Source organism: Leptolyngbya sp. ST-U4 (genome assembly GCF_039962215.1).
Lineage (GTDB): Bacteria > Cyanobacteriota > Cyanobacteriia > Elainellales > Elainellaceae > Leptolyngbya_A.
The window spans coordinates 340256-365658 of record NZ_JAMPKZ010000002.1 but is presented as its reverse complement, the minus strand read 5'-3'; the positions used below and the strand labels follow the sequence as shown (position 1 = coordinate 365658).

The 25403-nt window shown below is 53.2% G+C and carries 18 protein-coding genes; 9 read left to right on the top strand and 9 right to left on the bottom strand.

Annotated features, from left to right (window positions below; all coding sequences use genetic code 11):
- The first annotated feature begins 138 nt into the window (after positions 1 to 138).
- Positions 139 to 684, top strand: a complete 546-nt coding sequence (pyrR, locus tag NDA02_RS07105) for a bifunctional pyr operon transcriptional regulator/uracil phosphoribosyltransferase PyrR (RefSeq protein ID WP_190792246.1) — start codon at positions 139 to 141, stop codon at positions 682 to 684.
- A gap of 141 nt (positions 685 to 825) precedes the next feature.
- Positions 826 to 1875: a type 2 isopentenyl-diphosphate Delta-isomerase gene (gene fni / locus NDA02_RS07100; RefSeq protein WP_190792248.1), complete on the top strand. Its 1050-nt coding sequence runs from the start codon at positions 826 to 828 to the stop codon at positions 1873 to 1875.
- A 46-nt stretch (positions 1876 to 1921) separates the two neighbouring features.
- On the opposite strand, the gene NDA02_RS07095 is transcribed toward fni, so the two are convergent.
- Entirely contained in the window at positions 1922 to 3358 is a 1437-nt protein-coding gene (locus NDA02_RS07095) for an SPOR domain-containing protein (RefSeq protein ID WP_348254705.1), read from the bottom strand.
- Positions 3359 to 3739: 381 nt separating this feature from the next.
- Between NDA02_RS07095 and NDA02_RS07090 the strand changes: the two genes are divergently transcribed.
- From NDA02_RS07090 to NDA02_RS07080, 3 genes are all read left to right on the top strand, one after another.
- Positions 3740 to 4291: a DciA family protein gene (locus NDA02_RS07090; protein WP_190793355.1), complete on the top strand. Its 552-nt coding sequence runs from the start codon at positions 3740 to 3742 to the stop codon at positions 4289 to 4291.
- 93 nt (positions 4292 to 4384) lie between these two features.
- The gene (locus tag NDA02_RS07085) at positions 4385 to 4816 is read left to right on the top strand and encodes a hypothetical protein (RefSeq protein ID WP_190793356.1); all 432 of its coding nucleotides are present in this window, start codon (positions 4385 to 4387) and stop codon (positions 4814 to 4816) included.
- Positions 4817 to 5009: 193 nt separating this feature from the next.
- Positions 5010 to 7373 carry a chromosome segregation ATPase gene (locus NDA02_RS07080; protein ID WP_190793357.1) on the top strand — a complete coding sequence of 788 codons (2364 nt, stop codon included), beginning with the start codon at positions 5010 to 5012 and terminating at the stop codon, positions 7371 to 7373.
- A 140-nt stretch (positions 7374 to 7513) separates the two neighbouring features.
- Here the strand turns inward: NDA02_RS07080 and NDA02_RS07075 are convergent, their stop codons facing one another.
- Positions 7514 to 9484, bottom strand: coding sequence for an acetate--CoA ligase family protein (locus NDA02_RS07075; protein ID WP_190793358.1), 1971 nt, complete (start codon positions 9482 to 9484; stop codon positions 7514 to 7516).
- Positions 9485 to 9951: 467 nt separating this feature from the next.
- Here NDA02_RS07075 and NDA02_RS07070 point away from each other — a divergent pair, with 467 nt between their 5' ends.
- The 4 genes from NDA02_RS07070 (at position 9952) to nifV (ending at position 16134) form a co-directional block, all read left to right on the top strand.
- Positions 9952 to 10203, top strand: coding sequence for a hypothetical protein (locus NDA02_RS07070; RefSeq protein ID WP_242067478.1), 252 nt, complete (start codon positions 9952 to 9954; stop codon positions 10201 to 10203).
- Between the two features lie 56 nt (positions 10204 to 10259).
- A complete protein-coding gene (gene purL, locus NDA02_RS07065) occupies positions 10260 to 12641 on the top strand; it encodes a phosphoribosylformylglycinamidine synthase subunit PurL (RefSeq protein WP_348246203.1) in 2382 nt (793 codons plus the stop codon).
- A 559-nt stretch (positions 12642 to 13200) separates the two neighbouring features.
- Positions 13201 to 14706: an amidophosphoribosyltransferase gene (purF, locus tag NDA02_RS07060; protein WP_190792524.1), complete on the top strand. Its 1506-nt coding sequence runs from the start codon at positions 13201 to 13203 to the stop codon at positions 14704 to 14706.
- 294 nt (positions 14707 to 15000) lie between these two features.
- Positions 15001 to 16134: a homocitrate synthase gene (nifV, locus tag NDA02_RS07055; protein ID WP_190792525.1), complete on the top strand. Its 1134-nt coding sequence runs from the start codon at positions 15001 to 15003 to the stop codon at positions 16132 to 16134.
- A 62-nt stretch (positions 16135 to 16196) separates the two neighbouring features.
- Here the strand turns inward: nifV and NDA02_RS07050 are convergent, their stop codons facing one another.
- From NDA02_RS07050 to dnaK, 7 genes are all read right to left on the bottom strand, one after another.
- Positions 16197 to 17063: an arylamine N-acetyltransferase gene (locus NDA02_RS07050; RefSeq protein WP_199296618.1), complete on the bottom strand. Its 867-nt coding sequence runs from the start codon at positions 17061 to 17063 to the stop codon at positions 16197 to 16199.
- A gap of 337 nt (positions 17064 to 17400) precedes the next feature.
- Complete coding sequence (locus tag NDA02_RS07045) at positions 17401 to 17823, bottom strand: VOC family protein (RefSeq protein WP_190792526.1); 423 nt, start codon at positions 17821 to 17823, stop codon at positions 17401 to 17403.
- Positions 17824 to 17945: 122 nt separating this feature from the next.
- A complete protein-coding gene (locus NDA02_RS07040; RefSeq protein WP_190792527.1) occupies positions 17946 to 18917 on the bottom strand; it encodes an ATP-binding cassette domain-containing protein in 972 nt (323 codons plus the stop codon).
- Positions 18914 to 19825, bottom strand: a complete 912-nt coding sequence (locus tag NDA02_RS07035; RefSeq protein ID WP_190792528.1) for a glycine betaine ABC transporter substrate-binding protein — start codon at positions 19823 to 19825, stop codon at positions 18914 to 18916. Before NDA02_RS07035 ends, NDA02_RS07040 begins: the two co-directional genes overlap by 4 nt.
- Before the next feature lie 73 nt (positions 19826 to 19898).
- Positions 19899 to 21434, bottom strand: a complete 1536-nt coding sequence (locus NDA02_RS07030) for a hypothetical protein (protein ID WP_348254701.1) — start codon at positions 21432 to 21434, stop codon at positions 19899 to 19901.
- Positions 21435 to 21683: 249 nt separating this feature from the next.
- Complete coding sequence (locus NDA02_RS07025; RefSeq protein ID WP_190794364.1) at positions 21684 to 22631, bottom strand: J domain-containing protein; 948 nt, start codon at positions 22629 to 22631, stop codon at positions 21684 to 21686.
- Between the two features lie 11 nt (positions 22632 to 22642).
- Positions 22643 to 25291, bottom strand: coding sequence for a molecular chaperone DnaK (gene dnaK, locus NDA02_RS07020; protein WP_190794365.1), 2649 nt, complete (start codon positions 25289 to 25291; stop codon positions 22643 to 22645).
- Between the last annotated feature and the right edge of the window lie 112 nt (positions 25292 to 25403).

Genomic DNA, 25403 nt, shown 5'->3' with positions numbered 1-25403 from the left:
TGGGTCTCAGTCCACTATGCCATTATGCAATCTCCAGGTTTTAATATTACCCGCCCCCTACGCTTCTACTCTCCTACGCTTCTACTCCCCATCCCCGCACCCCTTAAAATATTCACAAGTCCCCCACTCCCCACCCCCATGTCTTCCGAACTGGTCGAAATCCTTTCTGCTGACGAATTGCGCCGCACCCTAACTCGTCTGGCTTCTCAGATTGTGGAGCGGGCAGATGATTTGTCGAAGCTGGTGCTTCTGGGCATTTATACGCGAGGTGTGCCGATGGCGGAGCTGCTGGCGCGTCAGATCGAGGTGCTGGAGCAGGTGCGGGTTCCGATCGGCGCACTCGACATTACCTTTTACCGGGATGACCTCGATCGCAACGATCTGCGAACGCCAGAGACAACCGAGATCCCATTTGACCTATCGGGAAAAATTGTGGTGCTGGTGGACGATGTGATTTTTAAAGGACGCACGATTCGAGCCGCATTAAATGCAGTGCATGACTATGGCAGACCCGAAGCAATCTGGCTAGCAGTGCTGGTCGATCGTGGGCATCGAGAACTGCCGATCCACCCTGATTTCACGGGCAAAAAGCTGCCGACTTCTAGAGATGAGCAGGTCAAGGTCTATCTTCAGGCGATCGATGGACGCGATGCGGTGGAGCTGACGACTCGACGCGGAGTTTAGCGTTTTCAAGATTGCAAATACCGTAAAAAAAAGATACGGGGTTTATCGCTCTAATCCTGTGAGACACTAGCGAAAGCCAACGTTTTCTCGCAGTTTCCAACGATCGTGACTTTATCTCGCAGTTCTCACCCCAACCGTCAAATTTCTCCCAGTGCAGCTCCCGCAGAAGCTGAAATCACTCAGGCACGTAAAGCGGATCATCTGCGGGTTTGTCTGGAAGACGATGTGCAGTTTCGCCAGACGACCGGACTGGAACGCTATCGCTTTATTCACTGCTGTCTGCCTGAACTCGATCGTCGTGAGATTGACCTCAGGACAAATTTCTTAGGTAAAACGCTGGGCGCACCGCTGCTGATTTCCTCAATGACCGGGGGAACCGAGCTGGCACAGACGATTAACTATCGCTTAGCGGAAGCCGCGCAGGAATACGGGCTGGCAATGGGCGTAGGGTCGCAGCGCGTGTCGATCGAAAAGCCAGAAGTGCGATCGAGTTTTGCCGTGCGATCGGTTGCCCCCGATATCTTGCTGTTTGCTAACCTGGGAGCCGTTCAGTTGAACTACGGCTACGGGATTGAAGAATGCCAAAAAGCGATCGACTGGCTGGAAGCCGACGCGCTGATTTTGCACCTCAATCCGCTCCAGGAGGCGGTGCAGACCAAAGGTGACACCAACTTTCACGGACTGCTCGACAAAATTGCCCAGCTTTGCGCCAAACTGCCCGTTCCTGTGATTGCGAAAGAAGTCGGCAACGGCATTTCTGCGGCAATGGCAAAGCGGCTGCTCGAAGCCGGAGTGGGGGCGATCGATGTCGCCGGGGCAGGTGGAACCTCCTGGGCAAAAGTCGAAAGTGGACGCGCCAAAGACCCCCTTCAGCGTCGTCTGGGCGAAACCTTTGCCAACTGGGGCATTCCCACCGCAGACTGCATTCTCGCCGTCCGATCGATCGCTCCCACCCTGCCCCTGATTGCTTCCGGCGGACTCCGTCATGGACTCGACGTGGCAAAAACGATCGCCCTGGGTGCTGATCTGGGTGGTCTAGCCCTGCCCTTCCTGCAAGCCGCCGCCGACTCAGAAACTGCCCTACAAGAACTGGTCACAGCCCTGAAAGCAGAGCTAACCACCGTTTTATTTTGTACCGGCACGAGGACGATCGCCGACCTAAAAACTTCCCCTATATTAGAGACAGTTTGAATAGCGTGAAAGCTTTTACACTGCCCCTTATCCTACCCATCCATTCTCACTCCGGCGCTTTCACCTCCGCCTCAATCCCCTGCTGCTGAAGTTCCTGAACTCGCTCCTGTGCCTTAGACTGATCGCTAAACGCCCCCATTTGCACACTGGCTCCATCAGAAAAGTTCCGCACATAGGCATCGGGAACGGCTTCCTGTACCTGATTTAGGTCAGAGTCGCTGCGGTAGGGAGTCACAACATAGTAGTAATTCGATTGCCCGGACGAAGGATTGGCTGCCACCGCAGGAGCCGGACTTTCAGCACGGGGGGCAGGTTCACTGGCGGGAGCAGGAGCAGGAGCCGATACAGCGGGTTGGGCAACAGGTGAAGTCGGCTGCTCTGCAGTTTCCCGAAGCGATGATTGCCCGGAAGACTGGGATGGCGCAGAAGCCGACCGCCGGGGGCTGGATGCAGCAGGACGGAAATTTTCAGCGGGAGCAGGAGCCATCACCGCAGGCTCAGGTGGAACGATGACTGTGGCTAGCTCATTGCTGCTTGCCCCAGAGCTGCCTGTTCCAGAGCGATTTGTTGCAGGTGGAATGAGCGGTTCTAAGGGTCTGTTTGCAGCCTGGGGAGAAGGGCTGGCAGACGGTTTCTGCGGGGCGGTTGGGCTAGGCTTGGGTAGTGTGCTGAGCGTGTTCAGGTTCAGTTCAACAAACTCTTTTGCAGCTAGGTTTGGAGAGGGTGCGACAATTACGCCGGGAACCGGAGACGGCTGGGCGGGAGCAGCATTAGGGGTAGCATTAGGTGAATCTGCGGCTGGCTTTTGAGCCGAGAGAAAGCCGAGACTGGTTGGGTTCATTACCAGATAGCCCAGCGTCGCGGTGGAGAGTAGCAGTAGCAGCAGTGACCCAATGCCCAGCGGCGTGAGCAGGGTATCTAGCAGACGATCGGGCTGAGCAACGCGCTGCTGTGGATCTTCTTCGGCAATGCTGCGAAGCAGTTCTTCGCTGGAGGCGAGATAGTCTTCGGGGGCGGATGGCTCTGCATCGGGCAACTGGAGCGAATCGGTTCTCAACCCTGCTTCTAAGGTCGCAAGCTGAGCTACTTCTGCTGAGGGAGCAGTGGGGGATTCCGGGGCAGCGGGGTCGACAGCAGCAGGGTCGATCGGAATGGATGGGGCAATGCTGATGGGCGAACCGTTTGGTACAAGAGGAGTCCCATCGGGCGATGCCGGCGTTGGGGCAGGAACCTGCGGAAGCTGAAGACCTGCTGGCTGTTGAAGCAGTTTCGAGCTGGCAAAACTGGATTTACGCCGAATGGTTTCTGGCTGTAGGCGTTGCTGTCGCCGATAGCGAGTCAACTCTTCCTCAAGCTGCACATCAAGATTCTCCAGGGCAGCCTGCAAGAGCGGATGCAGCGAAGAAGCGGATGACGCAGTGATCGAGGAAATCGTCTGGGAGGACGGTGCGACGCAGTTCCCCCTCTGGGATTGTTGACTCATAGCGGTACTCCTGCCAAAACAACAAATCAAACAAAAATCAAATCAAACAAAAAATTCAGTTTATAAATCTGCGGACAGAGATTTGCAGAGATTTTAGGGATACAATCGTGACACGATCGCCTGTTCTACTCATGCAACTGCGACTGAGCTTGACTCCGGTTGCCTATAGCTCAAGCGATGGACAACCCGATCTAGAGGAAAAACATTTATCTAGTATCTAGATTTGGAGTTGAGATCCAGTTAATCTGCTGATATAACTCTATCAGTAGAGTCTACAGCGGTTGCCAGATTTCTACTGGCATATCATAACCAATTTTTGAAAAAATACTTGTTTCCGTCTTAAATTTTCTCAGCCTGCTGTTTTAGAAGAAGGATGAGTGAATGCCGAGTCATCGTTTTAACTCGCTGAATCATGTCCTGGGTGCGATCGAGCATCAGGAAAATTGGCAAAGTCGTCGTCAGTTTCAAAAGCTGCTTGCCTGCTGGAATGAGGTGGTGGGGCTTGCTGTCGCTGCCCAGACTCGCCCGGTTGAAATTCAGCGCAAAGTTTTGCAGGTCGCCACATCCAGTCCTGCCTGGGCGCAAAACCTTGCCTTTGAGCGGCACTTAATTCTCACCAAGCTCAACGATCGCCTCGCGCTAGGGCTAAAAGATATCCGCTTTTCGGCGGCGCAGTGGCAAATGGGTGATCGTCTGTTTAAAACCGATAGCCTTTCCCTCTGGCAGAGCCACCCCAGCCGCCTCAAGAATCCGACTCCGTTTACTTCCGCTGCCGCGACTGATCCGCAAACGGCTTTCCGAAGCTGGGCACAACAGATGCGAAGCCGATCGCAGCATTTGCCTCTTTGCCCCACCTGCCACTGTCCCACCCCAGAAGGCGAGTTGGTTCGCTGGTCTGCCTGTGCTCTGTGTGCGGCGAAGCAGTTTCGATGACTTCATAATAAAAGGGTCAGGATATTAAAGAATGAGCTAGCGCAGTCTGATATTGCTGCCCGCTCAGAATTTTGGATGAACCCTATAAATTTCATGCGAAAGCTGCCCTGGTTATCGCTTTTTCTGCTGTTTATTGCCTATACGTCTTTTAGCTGGTTTGTTGCCCGCACAACGGTTTCCTGGCTGACCTGGAGTTTGGCGATTACCTTTACGCTGCTCCAGGCACTTCTGCTCACCACGCTGTTTGCGCGGCTGCGGCTGTTTGCGCGACGGTGGCTTCAGTCAGACTTGGGCTACTTTTGCCTAGTTTTAATCGCGGCGATTAGCGTCACGTTTGCACTCGTCTGGTTTCGGGCGTTTGGCTATTGCCTGGTGGTGCTTGCAGCAGAAATTTTGGCGCGGCTTGATCTGCAAAATATGGGGTGCAATCGCGTGCAGTCGTTAATCGTTCTGACGCTCGTTTCTTTTACAGGGCTGGTAGTAGGGTGGTCAGTGAGCCTGAATCCGTTCTTTCGTGCAGGGTAGTCTTTTATCTTTGCTAATCTTTCGTTCGGGTAAGCTGCATAGGGGAATGAAATCGATCGTTCTTCTCCGTTCGGGAGATTTCAGTCGATTTGATATGATTTTTACCTGCTCGTGATTGATTTCTCTGGTATTAAAAGATAGAGTGATTTTTCCGAGATGCGGTAGAGTGGGTTAGCGTCGTGTGGGGTAAGGTATGACGAGAACTTATGGCACGCCAGAACCGCCAGAGCGATCGAATCGCCGACCGGGGCATGTGCCGCCCAAAACAATTCCACCCCTGAAGTTGCCGCCCGTGCCGCAAAATGCTGCTCCGCCGAGCAAGCCGCCTCAGCCTGCGCCGAGCAGTTCTCCTGCAAGAGCCGTGTTGCCCAATCCCTCTTCAGCCGCCCCTTTGCCGCGCGATCCGATTCCGGCAAAATCTGTACAGGAGCCAGACTCGCTGCTTTGGGATGAAGCCGAGGCGATCGAAAATGATTCAGATTTAAATCATCGTTCAGATTCCGGATCAGACAATCTAAAAGAAGACGGCTTTAAGGAAAACATCCTGGCATCGACCGTTTCTTCAGCCGTTCCCTTCGTAAACGGATCGAGCCGTCCTGCTAGCAAGGAGCCAGTGACGACCCGCCCCTTCTGGTTCAAACTTTCGGCTCGCCATTTGCACTGGTGGGCAGTGATCTTGGTTTTTGGCTTGAGCGGAATTGGCATTTTGTCTGCGATCGCCCTGCTGAGGTTGCCCTCTCTGCCCAACTGTCCGGAAATGTTTTTGCCGACGGCTTCTGCGTCTTTACGGCTCTACTGCGCTCAGGTCGCCGCCGAGAAGCGAACCCTGAAGGATTTGCTGGAAGCGATCGATCTGGTGCATGCCTTGCCTGCGGATCACCCCTTGCGTCCCGAAATCGATCGCAGCATTGAAGCCTGGGCAAGCGAAATTCTTGATTTAGCGGAGGGGTCTTTTCAGGCGGGAAAACTGAATGAAGCCGTTGATGCTGCCCGTAAAATTCCATCGAACACGGCAGCGCACAAGCTGGTTGAAGATCGGGTCAAGCTGTGGCAAACCGTTTGGTCTAAGGCAGAAGCCCTATACAAGCAGGCAGAAGCCGCGCTAAAGCAGCAAAACGTGCGGCAGGCATTTCTGCTGACTAGTCGTCTGTCGGACGTAGATAATCGCTACTGGGCAACCACTAAATATCAGGAACTCAGCAACCTGATTACGATTACCCGTGACGACATCGGCAAACTCAACCGGGCAAAAGGACTGATTGATCGGGGCGGTGTGGATAACCTGCTGGCTGCTCTGAAGCTGATCGAGGAAATCAAGCCTGTTAGCTATGTCTACGGCAAAGCACAGCAAATGTTGCCCGATCTGGGACGCGAACTGTTTGCGCTGGCAGAAGCCGCCCTTGATCGCCGGGATTACAGTCAGGCAATGAACATCACCAGTCTGATTCCCGAATCTGCCAAATTACAGTCGGAAGTGCAGGACTTCAATACCCTGGCAATGGCTCAGTCTCAGGCATGGGGCGGCACAGTGGACGATCTGGAAGCGGCGATCATTGGGGCACAGCGCATCAAGTCCGATCGCCCGCTCTACAGCAAAGCACAACAGTGGATCAGCCGCTGGCAGGTTGAAATCAAAGATGTCACCATTCTCGATCGCGCGAAAGAATTGGCGGCAGGTGGAACCCTCGATGATTTGCGAGTTGCTATTGCTGAAGCGCAGCTGATTCCCCGCAGCAACCCGCGTGGCACGGAAGCCAGAGATCAGATCAATGAGTGGCGAACGCAGATTGAAACCACCGAAGACCAGCCTTTTCTCGATCGCGCTGACCAGTTTGCCAACGATGGTGATATTGCCGCGCTCCAGGCTGCCATTAACGAAGCCAGTCGAATCCAGTCCGGTCGGGCACTCTACGGCGAGGCACAGGATCGCATTCGTGGCTGGCGTGATCGGGTCGAGCAGTTTCAAGATCAACCAATTCTCGATCAGGCAAGGCAGTTGGCGGCGGGTGGCGATTGGAACAGCGCGATCCAGGTTGCCAGTCAGATCGGCAATGGTCGATCGCTTCACGCTGAAGCTCAGGACGAAATTCGTACCTGGCGCGATCGGGCTGAAGATTCGATAGATAAGCCTTTGCTCGATCGGGCAAGGCAGTTGGCGAACCAGGGCAGATACGGAGATGCGATCGAGGTCGCCACCCAGATCGGCAGCGGTCGGTCGCTTTATGACGAGGCACAGTCTGACATTCAAGAGTGGAGCCAGCAATCGCAGGGACAAAGCGAGATGCAGGAGGCATACCGCGCCGCCAGTGCCGGAAGCACCCGAATGCTGATTTCTGCCATTCGCATCGCAAACCGCATCCCCTCCGGTAGCCTCGCCCGCGCAGAAGCTGATCGGATGGTCGACCAGTGGAGCCAGGAGATTCTGCAAAGGGCTGAATCCCAGGCACTTTATGATGTGACGGGCGCAATTCGCATTGCCAAGAGCATTCCGTCAAGCTCATCGATTTATGAGAGTGCGCAGCAGCAGATCCAGGTCTGGCAGAGCCGTTCTCGGTAAGTGGATGACGAGATAAGGGATAGGGGAGGAGGGATAAGCAAGCCTCCAATTCCTTCTTAGGAGCGGCAGGCATGATTTACCCGGAGCGGGCAGAATCGATCGCCTTGGATTCGAACAACCAGCCCATGCCGATCGTCTGATTACAGAATTACAGCAACCTCCTTCAGGAAGACACGGCTAAACGGCTCTTCTGGGCTGAGATGATACTGCTCGATTAATCCATTCCGGTAAATCGAAATCGTGCTGTCTTCACGGGTGACGACGATCGATTCATGAAATACATCGCGGCTCAGCATTTTCTCGGCTTCGGTAGGATTGTCCAGAATCACCATATTGCTGCCGTAGTAGAACATTCCCTGCTGCTCCAGCACTTCGCCCGGATACTCTGTAATCAGCAGATCCAGACGCGGATTTCGCACCAGGCTCATCAGGTTAGTGTTGTAATCCGAGTGCATCATCTTTTCGGAGCGATTCACAAACACACCTTCTCGGCAGACTGCCCCGATCGTCCAGTTGGGGTGATGCAGCAGAATGTGATCGATCAGTTCCTCCAACTCCTTCACCGACACCCGGTTGAAGGTAATCGTCGGAATTCGTGCCGCTTCGCCTGACTCAAAAAACGTTTCTAGAATCGGAGACGTTACATCAACGCTGGAGCCGATCGACGGACGCAGGTGCATATATACGCCCGGAGCCGCATTGATTTCGATAATGCTGAGATTGCCCTGTCGCCAGGACGTTGCCAGATCCGACGCGATCACATCAATTCCCAAACAGGTCAACTGAAAATGCTGGGCGATATCCTGCGCCAGGATGATATTGTCTGGGTGGACGCTGTGGGTTGCGTCAATGCTGACTCCGCCCGCCGAAAGGTTTGCCACTTTTCGCAGATACACGATGCGATCGCGGTCTAGCACCGAGTCCAGCGAGAGGTTCTGCTGCTCCAGATACAGGTGCATTGCCTGATCAACCTGGATTTTGCCCATTGGTGAAGTTGGAGTATCCGCACGCAGGGGCGACCGGTTTTCGCGATCGATCAGTTCACCAATTGTGGATTTGCCATCGCCCTTCACCGAGGCTGGCTGTCGCTCGGTTGCCGCCACAAATCGCCCATTCACACACAGCAAGCGATAATCGCGTCCCGAAATGCTGGTTTCCACAATAATTCGCACGGGCTGATCTTCTTCGATTGCCTGTACCGCCCGCTCATAGGCAGCTTCTAGCTCAGCGTCGTCCTGCACATCTGCCGTCACACCGATGCCTTTGTGTCCGCTGACAGGCTTTACCGCTACAGGATAGCCAATGCGATCAGCAGTTCTGAGTGCGTCTTGCAGCGATCGCACCACCTGACCCCGGGGCACAGGAAAGCCCAGCGTTTCCAGAAAAGCTTTACAGTCGTCTTTGCGCGTGGTGAAGTCAGAATCCAGATGGCTATCGTGGTTAAAGGTGGTTGCGATGCCTCGCACCTGCTTGCGTCCGTAGCCGTACTGCATTAAGCCCTCATCCCACAGGTAAAACGCAGGAATTCCCTTCTGATGAGCTGTCCGCAGCAGCGCGTACACGGTGGGACCACCGTACACCGATCGCCGGAATAACCCCTGCATCACTTCCAGCGAATCGTCGAGCGAGAAAGGCTTGTCCTGGCGAATTGCCTCAAACCAGTCCCAGACACAGTACACCACTTCCCGACAAGTGCGAGCATGAAGACACTCGATTGCGATTCTTGCTTTGTCGCCCTGCGCCTTTTCGTCCTGAAGCAGGACCGACCAGCGCTCGAAGTGCAAACCCATTTCCAGCTTGTTCACTTCGGCTGCCGTCCGTGCAAACAAATGGGCATGGGACGGATAGTGCTCGTCGCGCAGGTGCGGATACCGCTGGCTCAGTTCATCCAGATAGTCTTCGATCGCAAGCGGTTCACCCGCTCCGGTTAGCGCAAAATCGAAGACAAAAGCAGCCGTTTCTAAATAAGGATTTGGACCTTCAATATGACGAAAATTAAAGATATCAAAGGCATCGCTTCGGCGTGCATTCACGGGAGACAGGTCGGAAGCATCGAAGCCACGGTCGAAATGAGGTTCTTGACTGTAACCCCGGCTTGGGTTGAGTACCATGAGGCGATCGTTTTCTCTTTCACATCATGAGAAACTTTATAACGGGAATGCGGGACTTACCTCTATCTCTAGATAAGCCGTTCCCTGATCCGATGACATAAAAATATCGGAGTTCAAAGGCTGTTTGAGCAGTGTTAAACGCGCAAATTCACAAATGAATCTTTTGTTCTAATCCCATTGGAACGACACAAAACTTTTCGTCCTAAGAGAAGCAGACACTTTGAAATCATGGGGAGAGCTAGATTTCTGCCGCAGCGCGGGGCAGTTCCAGTCACAGGGATCGCTCTTTCAATATTCTCTGAACCCACTCTTTTAGCATTTCCTTATAAAGGATTCTCAAGCTTTCCTTAATCTTCCAAGGCAATTTCATCCTAATGATTCTCTCACTATCAATCGGCGTATGACCGATGAGTGGTGCAATAAAACCATCAAGATTCTATAACTAATGGAGTGCTGAGTTTTAAGTAATGTCAATTATGACAAACCGTCCTCAAGCCAACTTGAAAAACGAGATTGAGCGATTAGCAGAGGAAGCCTTTCATCGTCATTTAATCTCCGGCTACGGCAACGGAGAATCCAGCAATGAATATCAAATCATCTATGAAGGCAAGCCGCGCCATTTCTCGCTGGAATACGCCCGCAACTTTCTGCGCCAACTCATTAACCACAAGCAGCCGCCCCACCTGATGCATCTCAATCACCACCTGGACTTCAATTAGCCGATCGACCCGATACAATAAAGCTTGTTCTGTTTCGCCCTACGGTGCAAGCCTTCATGTCTGATGCTCCTTCGATCGCCAACGCTCCTTTTTCGCTGCAAGAAATTACCTCCGAAGGCATTAAGCCCGAAGAATACGAGGAGATTTTGCAGCGATTGGGGCGGCATCCCAACAAAGCAGAGCTGGGAATGTTTGGGGTGATGTGGTCAGAACACTGCTGCTATAAAAATTCGCGCCCTCTTCTCAAGAATTTCCCGACTACAGGTGACCGCATCCTGGTGGGGCCTGGTGAGAATGCAGGCGTAGTAGACATGGGCGACGGGCTGCATCTGGCATTTAAGATCGAGTCACACAACCACCCCTCTGCCGTTGAACCCTTTCAGGGAGCTGCAACCGGAGTGGGTGGCATTTTACGTGATATTTTCACGATGGGTGCACGTCCGATCGCTGTTCTTAACTCGCTGCGGTTTGGCGATCTAGAAGATGCCCGGACGAGAAGGCTATTTAGCGGCGTGGTCGCGGGAATTTCACACTATGGTAATTGCGTTGGCGTTCCTACGATCGGCGGTGAAGTGTACTTCGATCGCGCCTATTCGGGCAATCCTTTAGTGAATGCAATGGCGATCGGCTTAATGGAAACGCCGGAAATCGTCAAATCGGGCGCGAATGGCAGTGGCAATCCGGTGCTGTATGTAGGTTCTACGACCGGACGAGACGGCATGGGCGGTGCGAGTTTTGCCAGTGCAGAATTAAGCGATGAATCGATTGACGATCGCCCGGCCGTGCAGGTGGGAGATCCGTTCCTGGAGAAATCCCTGATTGAAGCCTGTCTGGAGGCATTCAAAACTGGGGCAGTTGTTGCCGCGCAGGACATGGGAGCTGCCGGAATCACTTGCTCTACATCGGAAATGGCAGCCAAAGGTGGAGTTGGCATTGAGCTAGACCTGGACAAAATTCCAGTGCGCGAAACAGGCATGATTCCCTACGAATATCTGCTGTCCGAGTCGCAGGAGCGAATGCTGTTTGTTGCCCACATAGGACGCGAACAGGAACTCATCGATATTTTCCATCGCTGGGGACTTCATGCGGTCGTCGCTGGAACCGTGATCGAGGAGCCGATCGTCCGCATCCTCTTCAAAGGTGAAATTGCCGCCGAAATTCCCGCTACGGCACTGGCAGACAACACGCCCATTTATCACCGGGAACTGCCGCCCGAACCGCCCCAATATGCCCAAACCGCCTGGAAGTGGAACGAGTCTCAGCTGCCGCCCTGCACCGCACAAGGCATTACGATCGATAGCAAGAATTACACCTGGAATGAGGTTCTGTTGACGCTGCTGGATACGCCCTCGATCGCCTCAAAACGCTGGGTTTATCACCAGTACGACCATCAGGTACAAAACAACACCGTCCTGCTTCCCGGTGGAGCAGATGCCGCGATCGTCCGCCTCCGTCCTCAACTTCCTGCTGCTTCCCCTGATTCCCGTCTCTCCCTCAACGCCCCTGCCGCGTTCAACAAGGGTGTTGCCGCCACCGTAGACTGCAATCCCCGCTATGTCTACCTTCATCCCTACGAAGGGGCAAAAATGGCAGTGACTGAAGCCGCCCGGAATTTAAGCTGTGTGGGTGCAGAACCGCTTGCCGTTACCGATAACCTCAACTTTGGTAGCCCCGAAAAGCCGATCGGCTACTGGCAGCTTGCAGAAGCCTGCCGGGGACTCGCGGAAGCCTGTCAGGAATTCAGTACGCCCGTCACAGGGGGCAACGTCTCGCTGTACAACGAAACCCTCGACCCCGCAGGCAACCCCCAAGCAATTTATCCCACTCCGGTGGTGGGTATGGTCGGGCTCGTCCAGGACTTAGGCAAAATTGCCGGGCAGGGCTGGCAAGCGGAAGACGATCGCATTTATCTGCTGGGTCTCATGACAGAAGCCTCTCCCGCACTAACGCTAGGCGGCTCGGAATACCTAGCAACACTGCACAATACGATCGCCGGACTTCCCCCGATCGTGGATTTTGACCTGGAACGCAAGGTTCAAACTGCCTGCCGTACTGGGATCAAGCAAGGTTGGGTGCGATCGGCGCACGATTGCTCAGAGGGAGGGGTGGCGGTTGCGTTAGCTGAGTGCTGTATTGCTGGCAACCGGGGCGCAGAGATTCAAATTGCAAATGCTTTGTCGGAGCGATTCGATCATTTGCTGTTTGCCGAAGGCGGAGCCAGAATCATTGTCTCGATCGCCCCCGATCACGTACAAGCCTGGGAAGACTATCTGAATCAGCACCTCCACGGCTGCTGGCAGGCGATCGGTCAAGTTAACCAAACAGGGGGAAGCTTGCGCCTGACCACCTCTAATACCCCGGAACTCCTCAATCTCCCGGTTGAACAAATCAGCGATCGATGGAATTATGCGATCGAGCGTCGAATGCAGCAGGATTGAGCCATTCGCTTGAGCATCGGACAGGCTAGCTATCCCGTACAGGTTAATTTGTTAGGTTAATCGGTGTGGAAATTAAGCTTTCTCCGCGGCTCGCAGTCCTCCCAGAATTGGGGTCAGCCTCTGAGAATTGGGGTCAGAAAGAGAAGCAGAAGGGGCAATGCAGGATCTCTCGCCCTTCCTCTATCTCCTTGTTCTCTACCCTAATTCTCCTGATTCCCTACCCCGATCGCCTTCTGACCTACCCAAATCCAATTCAAGGCCAATTCAAGGATTGATATCTGCATCTCTGGAGTTCGGATGACCCATCTTTTATTCCGCTAGCAAGACGCTCGAAGAGTACGCTACTGTTAAAGGGGACATTAAGCAATTTTAACCAAGTCTTAGTCCAGCGTTTTCGTCCAGTGTCCTAGTTCAGCTTTGCCCAGCTCCTAGTTCAAAAAAAGTCCCCTGGCTTTTGCGCTCAATCTGACGCGATTCCATGCGATCGCAACCTAACAAAATTACCTGACATTACCAATCGCCCATTAATACCCCATCCACGGAGGAATCAAACGCGCCCATGCTGCCAAATTCTGCGGATCACGCCGATCAGGTTGCCGACCAGCCCACAATGGCATCTTCTAGCCTTGACCCCCGACCCGATAAGCCCGAAGAAGCCTGCGGCGTATTTGGTATCTATGCTCCTGGCGAAGATGTCGGCAAACTCACTTATTTTGGCTTGTATGCGCTTCAGCATCGCGGACAGGAATCGGCAGGAATTGCGACCTTTGACGGTCAGCAAATGCACCTGCACAAAGACATGGGCTTGGTATCGCAGGTGTTTAGCGAACAGATTTTGAAACAGCTTCCAGGCTATTTGGCAGTTGGGCACACGCGCTATTCCACGACCGGATCGAGCCGAGTGGTAAATGCTCAGCCCGCAGTCGTTGAAACTCGCCTGGGCACCCTGGCTCTGGCTCACAATGGCAACTTGGTCAACACGCCCCGGCTTCGCGAAGAATTGCTGCGAACCGATGCTCAATTGCAGACCACGACCGACTCTGAGATGATCGCTCACGCAATGGCAGAAGCTGTGAGTGATTTGGGTGACTGGGTTCAGGGGGCGGTCGCTGCCTTCAAACGTTGTGAGGGAGCTTTTAGCTTATGTATTGCCACTCCGCAGGGCATTATTGGGGCGCGGGATCCCAACGGGATTCGTCCGCTCGTTATCGGCACACTTGAAACTGAAGATGCCGGAATTCGCTATGTCCTGGCATCAGAAACCTGCGGACTCGACATTATCGGCGCGGACTATTTGCGCGATGTGCAGCCCGGAGAGTTAGTTTGGATCACCGAAACAGGGCTGAGTTCGGTTCAGTGGGCACCGCAAACCAAGCGGAAACTCTGCATCTTTGAGATGATTTACTTTGCCCGTCCCGATAGCGTAATGAACGAAGAAAGCCTCTATACCTACCGGATGCGGATTGGCAGACAGCTTGCAAAGGAATCTTCTGCTGATGTCGATTTGGTGATGGGCGTCCCAGATTCTGGCATTCCGGCGGCGATCGGCTTTTCGCAAGAGTCGGGTATTTCCTATGCAGAAGGCTTGATCAAAAACCGCTATGTCGGGCGTACTTTTATTCAGCCTACGCAATCGATGCGTGAGTCGGGCATTCGCATGAAGCTAAATCCGCTAAAGGATGTGCTGGTCGGGAAGCGAGTCTTAATTGTGGATGATTCGATCGTGCGCGGAACCACCAGCCGCAAGATTGTGAAGGCACTGCGCGATGCGGGAGCCACCGAAGTTCACATGAGAATTTCCTCGCCGCCTGTCACTCATCCCTGCTTTTACGGCATTGACACCGACACTCAAGATCAGCTCATTGCTGCCACGAAATCGGTCGAAGAAATCCGGCAGCAAATCGGCGTGGATAGCCTGGCGTACCTGAGCTGGGAAGGAATGCTGAAATCGACGGGTGAGGATCCCGCAAGCTTTTGTTCTGCCTGCTTTACAGGTGATTACCCTGTTGCTGTGCCTGAACATGTGAAGCGATCGAAGCTTTTGCTGGAAAAAGTGCCTGTCTAGACTGCTGAAATTCAGCCGATTAACCTGTTCCTCACTGCCGACGATCGCAGACTGCAAGACTTGTTTCTCAATGCAGTTCGATCGTCGGTTTAGTTTTGCAGCAAAAGAACCTGTTTAAGTAGCTTCATCCCAATCGAACGCCATTGTTTCGATCGAACGTGACGTTTTGAGAGGAATTGAAAAGAACTGAGACGGCGGCTTTTGCGGGGCGCAACTCAAATCAGAATAGGAGCAAGGCGATTCTCAAAGATTCTGTCGCTGTTTCTGTTCTCGATTTCCTTCAGGAGTGAACTGATGCCCCTCATCCAGATTAATGACACTACATTACGCGATGGCGAACAGGCTGCGGGAGTTGCCTTTAACCTGGAAGAAAAAGTAGCAATTGCCCAATTCTTAGACGCGATCGGCGTCCCCGAAATCGAAGTCGGGATTCCGGCAATGGGCGATGCCGAAATTCAGGCGATTACTGCCGTTCGTCACCTTGGGCTTAACGCAAAGCTGATTGGCTGGAATCGAGCCGTGATTGCAGACGTTACTGCATCTCTGGCCTGTGGCTTAACGCGGGTGCATATTTCGGTTCCTGTGTCTGAAATTCAAATCGCGGTTAAGTTTCAGGGCGATCGTCAGCAAATGCTTACTCGACTGCGAGACACGATCGCCTATGCCAAAGATCACGATTTATACGTGGCGATCGGCGGCGAAGACTCCTCCAGAGCCGAATCCGGCTTTCTGCTCGATGTTTTGCTTCAGGCACAAGCGTGGGGTGCGTCCCGCTTTCGCTTCTGTGATACAGTCGGCGTTCTCGATCCGTTTGCCACTTATGAAAAAGTGCGGGAGTTAATGGCTGCTACTGCACTGGATATCGAAATGCACACGCATAACGATCTGGGATTAGCAACGGCAAACGCATTAGCCGGAGTCAAAGCCGGAGCCGTTTCGGTGAATACAACGGTAAATGGCTTGGGAGAACGTGCCGGAAATGCACCGCTGGAAGAAGTGGTGATGGGATTGAAACAAATTTATGGAATTAAAACGGGAATCGCAACTCATCAGCTGATTGAACTTTCTCAGCTTGTGGCGAAAGCCTCTGGAAGCTGTATTCCACCCTGGAAAGCGATCGTGGGCGAGAATGCTTTTGTACACGAATCTGGTATTCACGCCGATGGCATTCTGAAAAACCCGATCGCCTATCAGCCCTACGATCCGCAAGAAATTGGGCGGCAGCATCGTCTCGTCATCGGCAAACATTCGGGACGGCATTCGCTGATCAATTTATTGCAGCAGCACGGCATCACCCTGGCCCCTCAGGAAACCCAAATGATTCTCGATGCAGTCCGGCTGCGATCGACCCAAATGAAATGCAATCTGACTCCAGACGAACTGCTGACGCTGGTGCAGCACCGCAAATCCACTCCTGCGATCGGCTGAATGACCAGATCAAGAACTGGCGAGATGATTCAGATCAATCATCGAATCAATCCGCGATTGCCCTACAGCTTGTTGACGGGGTTTACGATTTGCTGGAGCGTGCTATCTAAAGAATCGATCGCAGGTAAGGTCAAGCGAAAAATATCCTCCAGTACGGTGCGTAATTCATCAACGGTTTTGAGGACGCGCTGTTCGGTTTGTCCGTTCAGATAATGCGTTGAAAGCTGATTGTTTCGCAGAGAATAGCGACAGTCGATATCAGGTCGGGCAACAATCAGGTGATTGACAAACAGAGAATCAGGATGGCTTGCGACATACCAGTTTGATACTTCGTAATCGGGCAAATGCTGCTCCTGAAGGTCAAAGGTGTAGAGCGGCTTCCACGCCTCGCCGAGCTTAGCCTGCATTGTGTAGGTGTGGTTGTCGGCGATAAATCGAAACGGCTCATGGGACGTGCTTTGCTCGATGTCAGGAACTAGACGTAGCGGGGCAGTCAGCGTTAATCCGCCAAATCCCACATCGGCAATATAGGGCTGTTCGTCAATGTCAACCAGCAGCAGCATGTGGGTTCGGGGCATCATCGTTCCTTCGGGTATATTCCACTGAACCCGTGCCGCTAAACTGGTCACGCGAAATCCAAGGGTGATTAAAACCGATCGCAGCAGCAAGTTTTGCTCAAAGCAATATCCCCCTCGACCCTGCTCAAGGAGCTTTTGCTGAAGCGATGGCAAATCAAGTCGAACGGGCTGCTGGAGCAGCGGATTCAGATTCTCGAAGGGAATGACTGCGGGATGTCGCTGATGAATTGCTTTGAGCGTATCCAGCGTCGGAGCATAATTATTCTCAAGAGAGAATCCATTTGCATTGTTGCGATAGCCAATCCGCTGAAAATAAGCATCAAGATTGACTGGGGCGAAAGCTTGTTCCAATTTATAAACTCCTTTATCCGTCTCAATTCTCAAAGACGGTTATATTGAGTTTCTCTCCCGGAGAACAAAGCCGCAGCATTTTCGTTAACAACGATTTAAGCAACGAATTTAAGAAAGTTCCCCAGTTCTTTCCTCAGTCTAATTTGTTTGACCGTTCAAGCAAGTAGTCTTTCGTAAATCTTTCATTTGTAGATCTTTCATTCATTGGGGCTGTCATTTTAGATCGATCTGCTGCCAATAGATGAATGTTTTCTAGATGAATGTTTTTTAGATGAACGTCCCCTAGCTCAATGTTCTCTAAATGCTGTACTGCACTTCGTAATACCGCGCTCAAAGATTATGTGTCGATATAAAGCTCTTGAATGAGCTGCTCATCCCAGTAGGACGCTTCAACCTTGTGCCCATCCGGGTCGCGTACAAAGCAGCCGTAGTAAGGTTCACCGTACTCAGGTCTGCTTCCCGGCGCGCCCTCGTCGATTCCTCCATTGGCTAACGCGGCTTCATAAAACGCATGGACTGCTTCTGGAGTAGGTGCGATAAACCCGATGTGCGTACCATTTCCGACGGTTGCGCGCTGACCGTTGATCGGCGTTTGCACCCAAAATTCGGGATACATCTTTCCGTAAGCCACTGCGCCCGGATGTTCCATAATTCGTTTGCAGCCTAACGTTGGCAACACGCTGTCGTAAAAGGCAACTGCCCGTTCAAAATGGTTTGTGCCGATCGAAACGTGCGAAAGAATACTGGGGCTATCTTCCATAAACCCTCGTCAGATTCGATTCAAGATTAAACTTTGAAGCGATAATAGCAAGTACATTTGCACTAAGTCAATGGGGACGATCGCCTGAATCGATCGATTGCAGGTCAATTACAATACCAGAATTACATTTCTTTGATAGGTTGTGGTTGGCTCGATCGCCTGATTTCGTCTAAGGTAATGAAGCCGATCGCACGACCTTGCTCGACGACCATCAGCTTTTCCGCTCCGGTTTGTAGCATGAGTGAGAGTGCCCGGCGCAGCGTATCGTCTGGGGAAAGGGTCAACTCAGATGAGATTGGATAGGGTTCAGCAGTGGTCAACATGACCGATCGCACCTGCAGCAGTCCCAGTTGACGCACCATATCGTTTGCGCCCACCAGCTCTCGCACAAAGGAGTCGGCAGGCTGGGTCAAAACGCGAAAGGGCGTATCGAACTGGATAATTTGTCCCTGTCGCATAATTAACAGGCGATCGGCAAGGCGTAACGCTTCTTCGACATCATGGGAGACAAATAGGATTGTTTTTTGAAGCTGACGCTGGAGCCGCAAAATTTCATCTTGCAGTGTTGTGCGTGTGATGGCATCGATCGCCCCAAAGGGTTCATCCATCAGCATCACTTGCGGATCGCCTGCCAGAGCACGGGCTAAGCCGACCCGCTGCTGCTGTCCGCCCGAGAGCTGTGCCGGATAGCGACGACGAAACTCCTGAGGTGGTAGTTCGACCAGTATCAATAGCTCATCAATTCTTGCCTGAATGCGGGGACGCGACCAGCCCAGCAGCTTTGGCACGACCCCGATATTTTGGGCAACGGTCATGTGGGGAAACAAGCCCCCCTGCTGAATTACATAGCCAATCTGTCGCCGCAGGGCAGTCCGCGAAACCTGGCGAATATCGCGATCGCCCAGATAAATGCTGCCCGATGTCGGCTCATACAGACGGTTAACCATCTTCAGCAGTGTGGTTTTGCCACACCCCGACGGTCCCAGGATCACGACCAGTTCGCCAGATTCGATCGTGCCGCTACAGCGATCGACCGCCGGACGAGTCGCCCCCGGAAACCGCAGGGATACCTGATCAAAGCGGATCTGGCTCACAGCAGTCCTTCTTGCTGCAAAAATTCTTTTGCCACCTCTGCGGGTTCGCGCTGCTTGCCGCTGACTTCGTAGTTGAGTCGCTGCATAGTTTCATTCGTCAGCAAAGGAGCAAGCTGATTTAACGCCTTCTGCATATCGGGGTGGCTTTCGATCGCAGCCTGTCGCACCACGGGCGCAATTTGATAGGGCGGGAACAGCTTTTTGTCGTCTTCCAGCACAATCAGCTTAAAGGCACTGATTTCGCCGTCTGTACCAAAGGCAACGGTGACATCTGCCTCGCCGTCAACCAATCCCTTGTATCGCAAACCGGGATCGACTGCCTTGTATTCTTCAAGCTGAAAGTTACCGTACTTTTGCTTGATCCCGGGAAGCCCATCTTCGCGCACTTCAAATTCGGGCGGACCGATCATCGTGAGTTCGCTGGCTTTTGCCGCCATGTCTGAAATAGTTTTTACTCCAAACTTTTGAGAACCTTCAGTCGTCATCGCCAAAGCCTGCGTGTTGTTCATCGGAGCAGGCTCCAGCCACACCAGATTAAATTTCTCCTTGTAGTTCTGGGAAACGGTGTCGAAGACCGCTTTTTGATCGCTATTCGCCGGCAGTTTCAGGACGGTAAGCAGTCCGGTTCCCGTATATTCCGGGTAAACGTCAATTTCACCGTTTTCGAGTGCTTTTTGAGCCACGGGCGTTCCGCCTAGGTTCAGCTTGCGCTCGACCTGAAGCCCAGCTTTTTCTAGCACCGAGGCATACATTTCGCCGATGATAAACTGCTCTGTAAAGTCCTTGGAGCCAACCCGAATCGGAGTTTGATTGTTGCTGCTATTGCCGCCCGTCGCGCAGGCAATCAGAATGCCCGCCGTGACCAAAGCCAGCAGGGGCATGATGATAAAGTGACGGATTCTTTTCATGGAATCTACTTTTCGTAAGGGATTTAAATGAAGCTTCACTGTCAGTTTCAGTCATCCTGCCATAATACCGAACTCAGGGAAGCCAGCGTGGACGTAATCCGGCAATGTTGAGTGCTTGGGGCTGTGCCTGAACAGGATTGCCTCGATCGTCTTGCACCACAGGCAAAAACCAGAGCTGACTGCTGGCGATCGTCGTGCCTGCTTGAGTTTGAACTGAACCAGACTGATTCTGGTCATTGGTCGCGACAATCTGGTCAAACAGAATTCCCAGCCCGTCGGGAGCGAGGCTAACCTGAATATCGCGCTGGAGCGGCAGCCGCAGCAAATCGGTGAGCTTTCCGGTTTCCAAATGGATTGCGGCAATGTATGGTTCTTCCAGGTATAAATCTCCTGGCAGCAGTTTGGTGTAGAGGCAGTAGAGTGTCTGCTTTGCCCGATCGAACTGTGCTTTGAGAATCGAACCGTTGGTTTTGAGCAGCTCTTTTTCAGTGCCTTGATTCGTGACATAAAACAGCGATCGCGACGGGTTACCGGGCGTGCTGTTAAAGTTCACCATCGCTGCTGCCGAGCCATCCTGAGAAAAGCTCAAAATCATGCCAAACCGGGGCAGAAAGTCGAGTCGCTGAGCATCCGTTGCGAGCGGCAAAATTGCCATTCCCTGACCCTGCGACATGGCAAGCGATCGGCTATCGGGCGCGATCAAAAAATCACCGCCCGGCTCGGTTTTAATTTGCTGCGGGGCTGCCCCGGTTTTCAGCATCCACAAGCCGAACTCAGCCTGGTTTTTGCGATTGGCGCGCTGAACGACGATCGACTCTCCATCGGGAGACAGGTCAAACTTGAGATTTTGATAGTCTTTGTTGTCCAGGATGAGATCGATCGTGCCCGCAGGCTTCACCGGAACCGCGACAGGCGCAACACCCTGCTTCAGTTCGGTGGGGGTGCTGGCAGGAGATGCAATTTGAATTCCAGTGCTGACCGTGTAAAGCTGCTGATCCAGCACGTTCTGCATATTCTGAGCCGAGTCCGTCGCCGAAAATAAGATGCGATCGCCCTGCGGATACGGTTCAAACTCCATTACGGCAAGGTTTGGCGGCGTGAGGATGCGCTTTTCCTGGCGGGTCAAATTTTGCAGCACCAGTCGCCCTTTCTCTTCCCCCGCTACACCCAGATAAACAAACGCTCGCTCGCGGGTGCGAAACGTGCCGCTAAACTGCGAGTTTCCGGCATGGGGATCATGGGCAGGGGTAAACCGATCGCGAATGCCGTTCAGCGTCACCTGATAAGTTTCTCCGTAGGGAGCCGGAGTTTCTAGTGTGTACGCCATGCGTCTGCCTGCCCAGCTCACCTTGCCGCGCAACGGTGGATCGATCTTCAGGTTACTTTCCACGCTGCTGTGATCCATCGGACGGCTAAAAGTGAGAATAAATGCTGTATCTTCTGCGCCGACCTGCCGCCCCGCCCAGCTAAAGTCGCGCACTCGTGCCATTGCCCGATCGCCTTTAATGATTAGTCCGCCAATTGCCAGCGTTAACGCCAAAATCAGCACAATTGCGGTGCGATCGATCGGCTGACGAAGCGATTTGAGACGACTCAACGAATTAGCCATGCTGTCAAAGTTAAAACTTTGTACTGTTATGTTAAAACCTGTGCTTTAAGGAGTGTCCTTGATGTCGAGCCATTAATCAAGTTTTCTGAGTTTGGCTCACGAACGCCCCTGTAAAATTTGTGCAGCCGTGAGAGTCAGATTGCCGAAGCGCGGTGAAGCGATCGAATTTTCCTTGCAGCTAGAAAAGACTGAGCGATCGCTATTTTATCGTGGTGATTCGAGATGACAGCTGGTTGTGCTATTCCCTGACTAAATCGGCAAGTTTGCACGCGGATTGAATGTCTCGATCTGCCGCAGTTTTTCGTATAGCTCTCGCTCCTGCTCGGTCAGATCCTTGGGTGTGACAATCTGAACTTCCACAATTTGATCGCCTCGATCGCCGTCAATCAAATATCCTTTGCCGCCCAGCCGCAACCGTTGACCCGATCGCACACCCGGTGGAATCATCATGCGGGCTAAGCCATCCAGCGTGGGAACTTCGATCGGTCCGCCCAGCACTGCTTCAGCAGGGGTAATGGGCAACTGACAATAGATATCGGCTCCGTCGAGCTGAAAGAACGGATGGGGTGACACTTCGATCGTCAGATACAAATCGCCGCCGTTGATGCCCTGTCCTTTCAGGCGCACCTTTTGTCCGGTAAACATTCCGGCAGGCATATTCACTTCCAGCGATCGACCGTCTTCCAGGCGAATCCGCTCCCGTCCCCCGGTGTAGGCGCGATCAAGGGGAACCGTGAGGGTTGCCTCCGCATTACGGGGTTTGGGTCCAGAGCGAGGAACGGTGTAGGTTGTTTTGGTTGTGCCAGGGCGGAAGGGATCGCGGTCGCGGGCAGGCGGGGGGTCAGCAGGCTGGTCTCGGCGGTTTAGCAACTGATCGACGAACGAGTTGAAGTCGCGAAACTGCCCGAAGTCCATGTCTTCAGGAGCACGATTAAAGTTACCCCAGCCGCGCTGTTTGCTGCCGCCATCCTTGTCCCAAAATCGCTTGTATTTGTCGTACTGTGCGCGTTTGGTTGTATCCGACAAAACCTCGTAGGCTTCGTTGAGATCTTTGAACTTTTCCTCTGCGACCTTATCGCCGGGGTTCATGTCCGGGTGATACTGCCGCGCCAATTGGCGGAAAGTCTTTTTAATCTCTTCGACCGTGGCATCGGCGGAAACTCCCAAAATCGCGTAATAGTTTCGGAAGTTTTGCATTGCGGTGTCCTCTACCACTCGTCGTCATCGTCCCAATCGTCATCCGCCGCATTGGTGTAGGGATCGCTGGGCGGATAGGAGCGGCGGGCATCTCGGCGATAGCGTTGCGAAGCACTTTCCCCCTGGGGGTAATCGTCCTCAGCATAAGGGTCACGGGGACGCGATCGATCTGCGTCATACCGATCTTCTAGATAGCGATCGTTCTCAGCATAAGGCTCACGCTGTCGATCCACCTCTCCGCGTCCGGCATTACGGGGCGATCGAGGCTCATCCCCATAGGGGTCACGCGGTTCCCGCCGACTTGGGTCACGCGGCTGCTCCCAGTTGTCTGCATCGGGGGCGCGCCGACTATTGCGGGAGGAAAATGGGTCTAAATCACGGGGATTTTCATCCCGGTAGCCCTGATTGCCCCTGCCGAGATCGGCTCGATCGTAGTCATCCCTGCCAGGCTTGCCTAAGTTCTCCCTGCTTGAATCGTTGCGGCGATAATCATCCTGCCGGTAATCATCCTGTCGATAGTCACTTCGACCAAAGCTTTCTCTGCCGAGATTGTTGCGGCTATCTTTGCCAGTGTCTTTTCTATAATCCTCTCGACCACTGTAATAGTCACTGCCGCCACTACCAAAGGCATCGCGACCGTTATTACGACTGCCGTTATCCTGGCGATAGTCCTGGCGATAGTCGCGTCCGTAGTCCTGACGGGAATCGCGCCCGTAGAGGTCGCGTCCATAATCCCGGCGATCGTCGTAGTAATAGTCGTCATCGTCGCCAAACAGGTCATCGCCAATGCTGGACAGAGTGCGGCGAATTGAGCCGAAGAAATCTTTCTCGTCTTCGTCGTCGCGGGTAAGGGAATAGACTTCCTGCTGCAATTCGTAGATTGCGTCGCGCAGGTCTGCTTGAGTGATGTCGATGCCGCGATCGTCGTTTTGCTTCAGATAGCCGCGCAATTCCTGCACCAGATTTTCGATCCGGCGACGGTAAGAGCTGGCAAACTGCATGCCAAAATCGAGTGCCACTTCCCGCAACTGCCGCTCTGCTTCAAAGGTGAGAGCCTCTGCTTTGGTACGTTTCTCGATGCGATCGCGCAGCTGCCGATCCTGGTCAGCAAACTTCTCTGCCTCCTGGATCATGCGCTGCACTTCGGCTTCGTTCAAGTTTGAAGCTCCCTGAATCGTTAAGCCCTGTTCGCGTCCGGTGGTTTTGTCCAGCGCAGTGACTTGCAGAATCCCGTTTGCATCAATGTCTAATGACACCAGAATCTGCGGAATGCCGCGTGGCGCAGGCGGAATGCCCATCAGCTTAAAGCGACCGAGCGACTTGTTATCGTTTGCCATTTCGCGTTCGCCCTGCACCACATGGACTTCCACCATCGTCTGGTTATTTTCCGATGTGGAGAACACATCCGATCGCCGTACCGGAATTGTAGTGTTGCGGGGAATTAGCTTTTTGGTGACTCCCCCGATCGTCTCTAGACCGATCGACAGTGGCGTAACATCAAGCAGCAGGATATCGCGCACTTCCTGGGTGAGAATACCTGCCTGAATTGCGGCTCCAACAGCGACGACTTCATCGGGGTTGACGTTTTCGTTGGGTTCCAGATCAATCAGCGATCGCACCAACTGCTTTACCATAGGCATGCGGCTACCGCCCCCCACCAGCACCACCTGATCGATCCGAGCGGGCGATAGCTGAGCGTCTGTCAGGGCTTGCTTAACGGGCTGACGTAGACGGTTCACCAAGTCGCTGCAAAAGCCTTCAAACTGCGATCGGGTCAATCGGGTTTCGAGATGCAGGGGTCCGTCTTCGGTGGCGGCGATAAACGGCAGATTAATCTCGGTGACAGTAGTTCCCGATAGCTCAATCTTGGCTTTCTCAGCCGCTTCCATCAGTCTCTGAAGGGATTGGCGATCGTTCCTTAAATCAATTCCATGCTGCTCTAAAAACTGATCCGCCAGCCAGTCTACGATGCGCTTATCAAAATCATTACCACCGAGCTGGGTATCACCGCAGGTGGCTTTCACCTCGAATACACCATCGCCCACGTCTAGAATTGAAACATCAAATGTGCCGCCGCCCAGATCAAAGACCAGAATCGTTTCATTGTCGGCACGATCAAGTCCATACGCCAGAGCTGCCGCCGTGGGTTCGTTGAGAATGCGAAGCACTTCCAGTCCAGCAATGCGTCCGGCATCGCGGGTCGCCTGTCGCTGTGCGTCGTTGAAATAGGCAGGAACCGTAATCACTGCACCTGTCACGGATTCACCCAGATAGCGCGTCGCTTCTTCTGCCAGTTTTCGCAGCACCATTGCCGAAATCTCTTCGGGCGCAAAGTCTTTCTTCAGACGCGGACACACAATTCTGACGCTGCCCGTTTCGTCTCTGCGAATTGTATAGGGTACGCGCTTAGCGTCTGGGTTGACTTCGGTGTAGCGACGACCCATAAACCGCTTCACGCCGTAAAAGGTATTCTGAGGGTTCAGGACGGACTGCCGCCGCGCCATTTGCCCGACCAGCTTTTCGCCATCTTTTGTAAAGGCAACGACTGACGGGGTCGTCCGCATTCCTTCCGCATTGGCAATGACAATGGGCTTGCCGCCTTCCATCACTGCGACAACTGAATTGGTGGTTCCTAAGTCAATGCCAACGACTTTTCCCATGAACTGCGAAGCTCCTCGCCTGTTTAATGCGAAATGTTGAGAATGGTTGCCAATCCATTCTATCTTGCTACTGATGATGGACACGGTAAGGTTTTCCGTCAAGTCCGGCTTT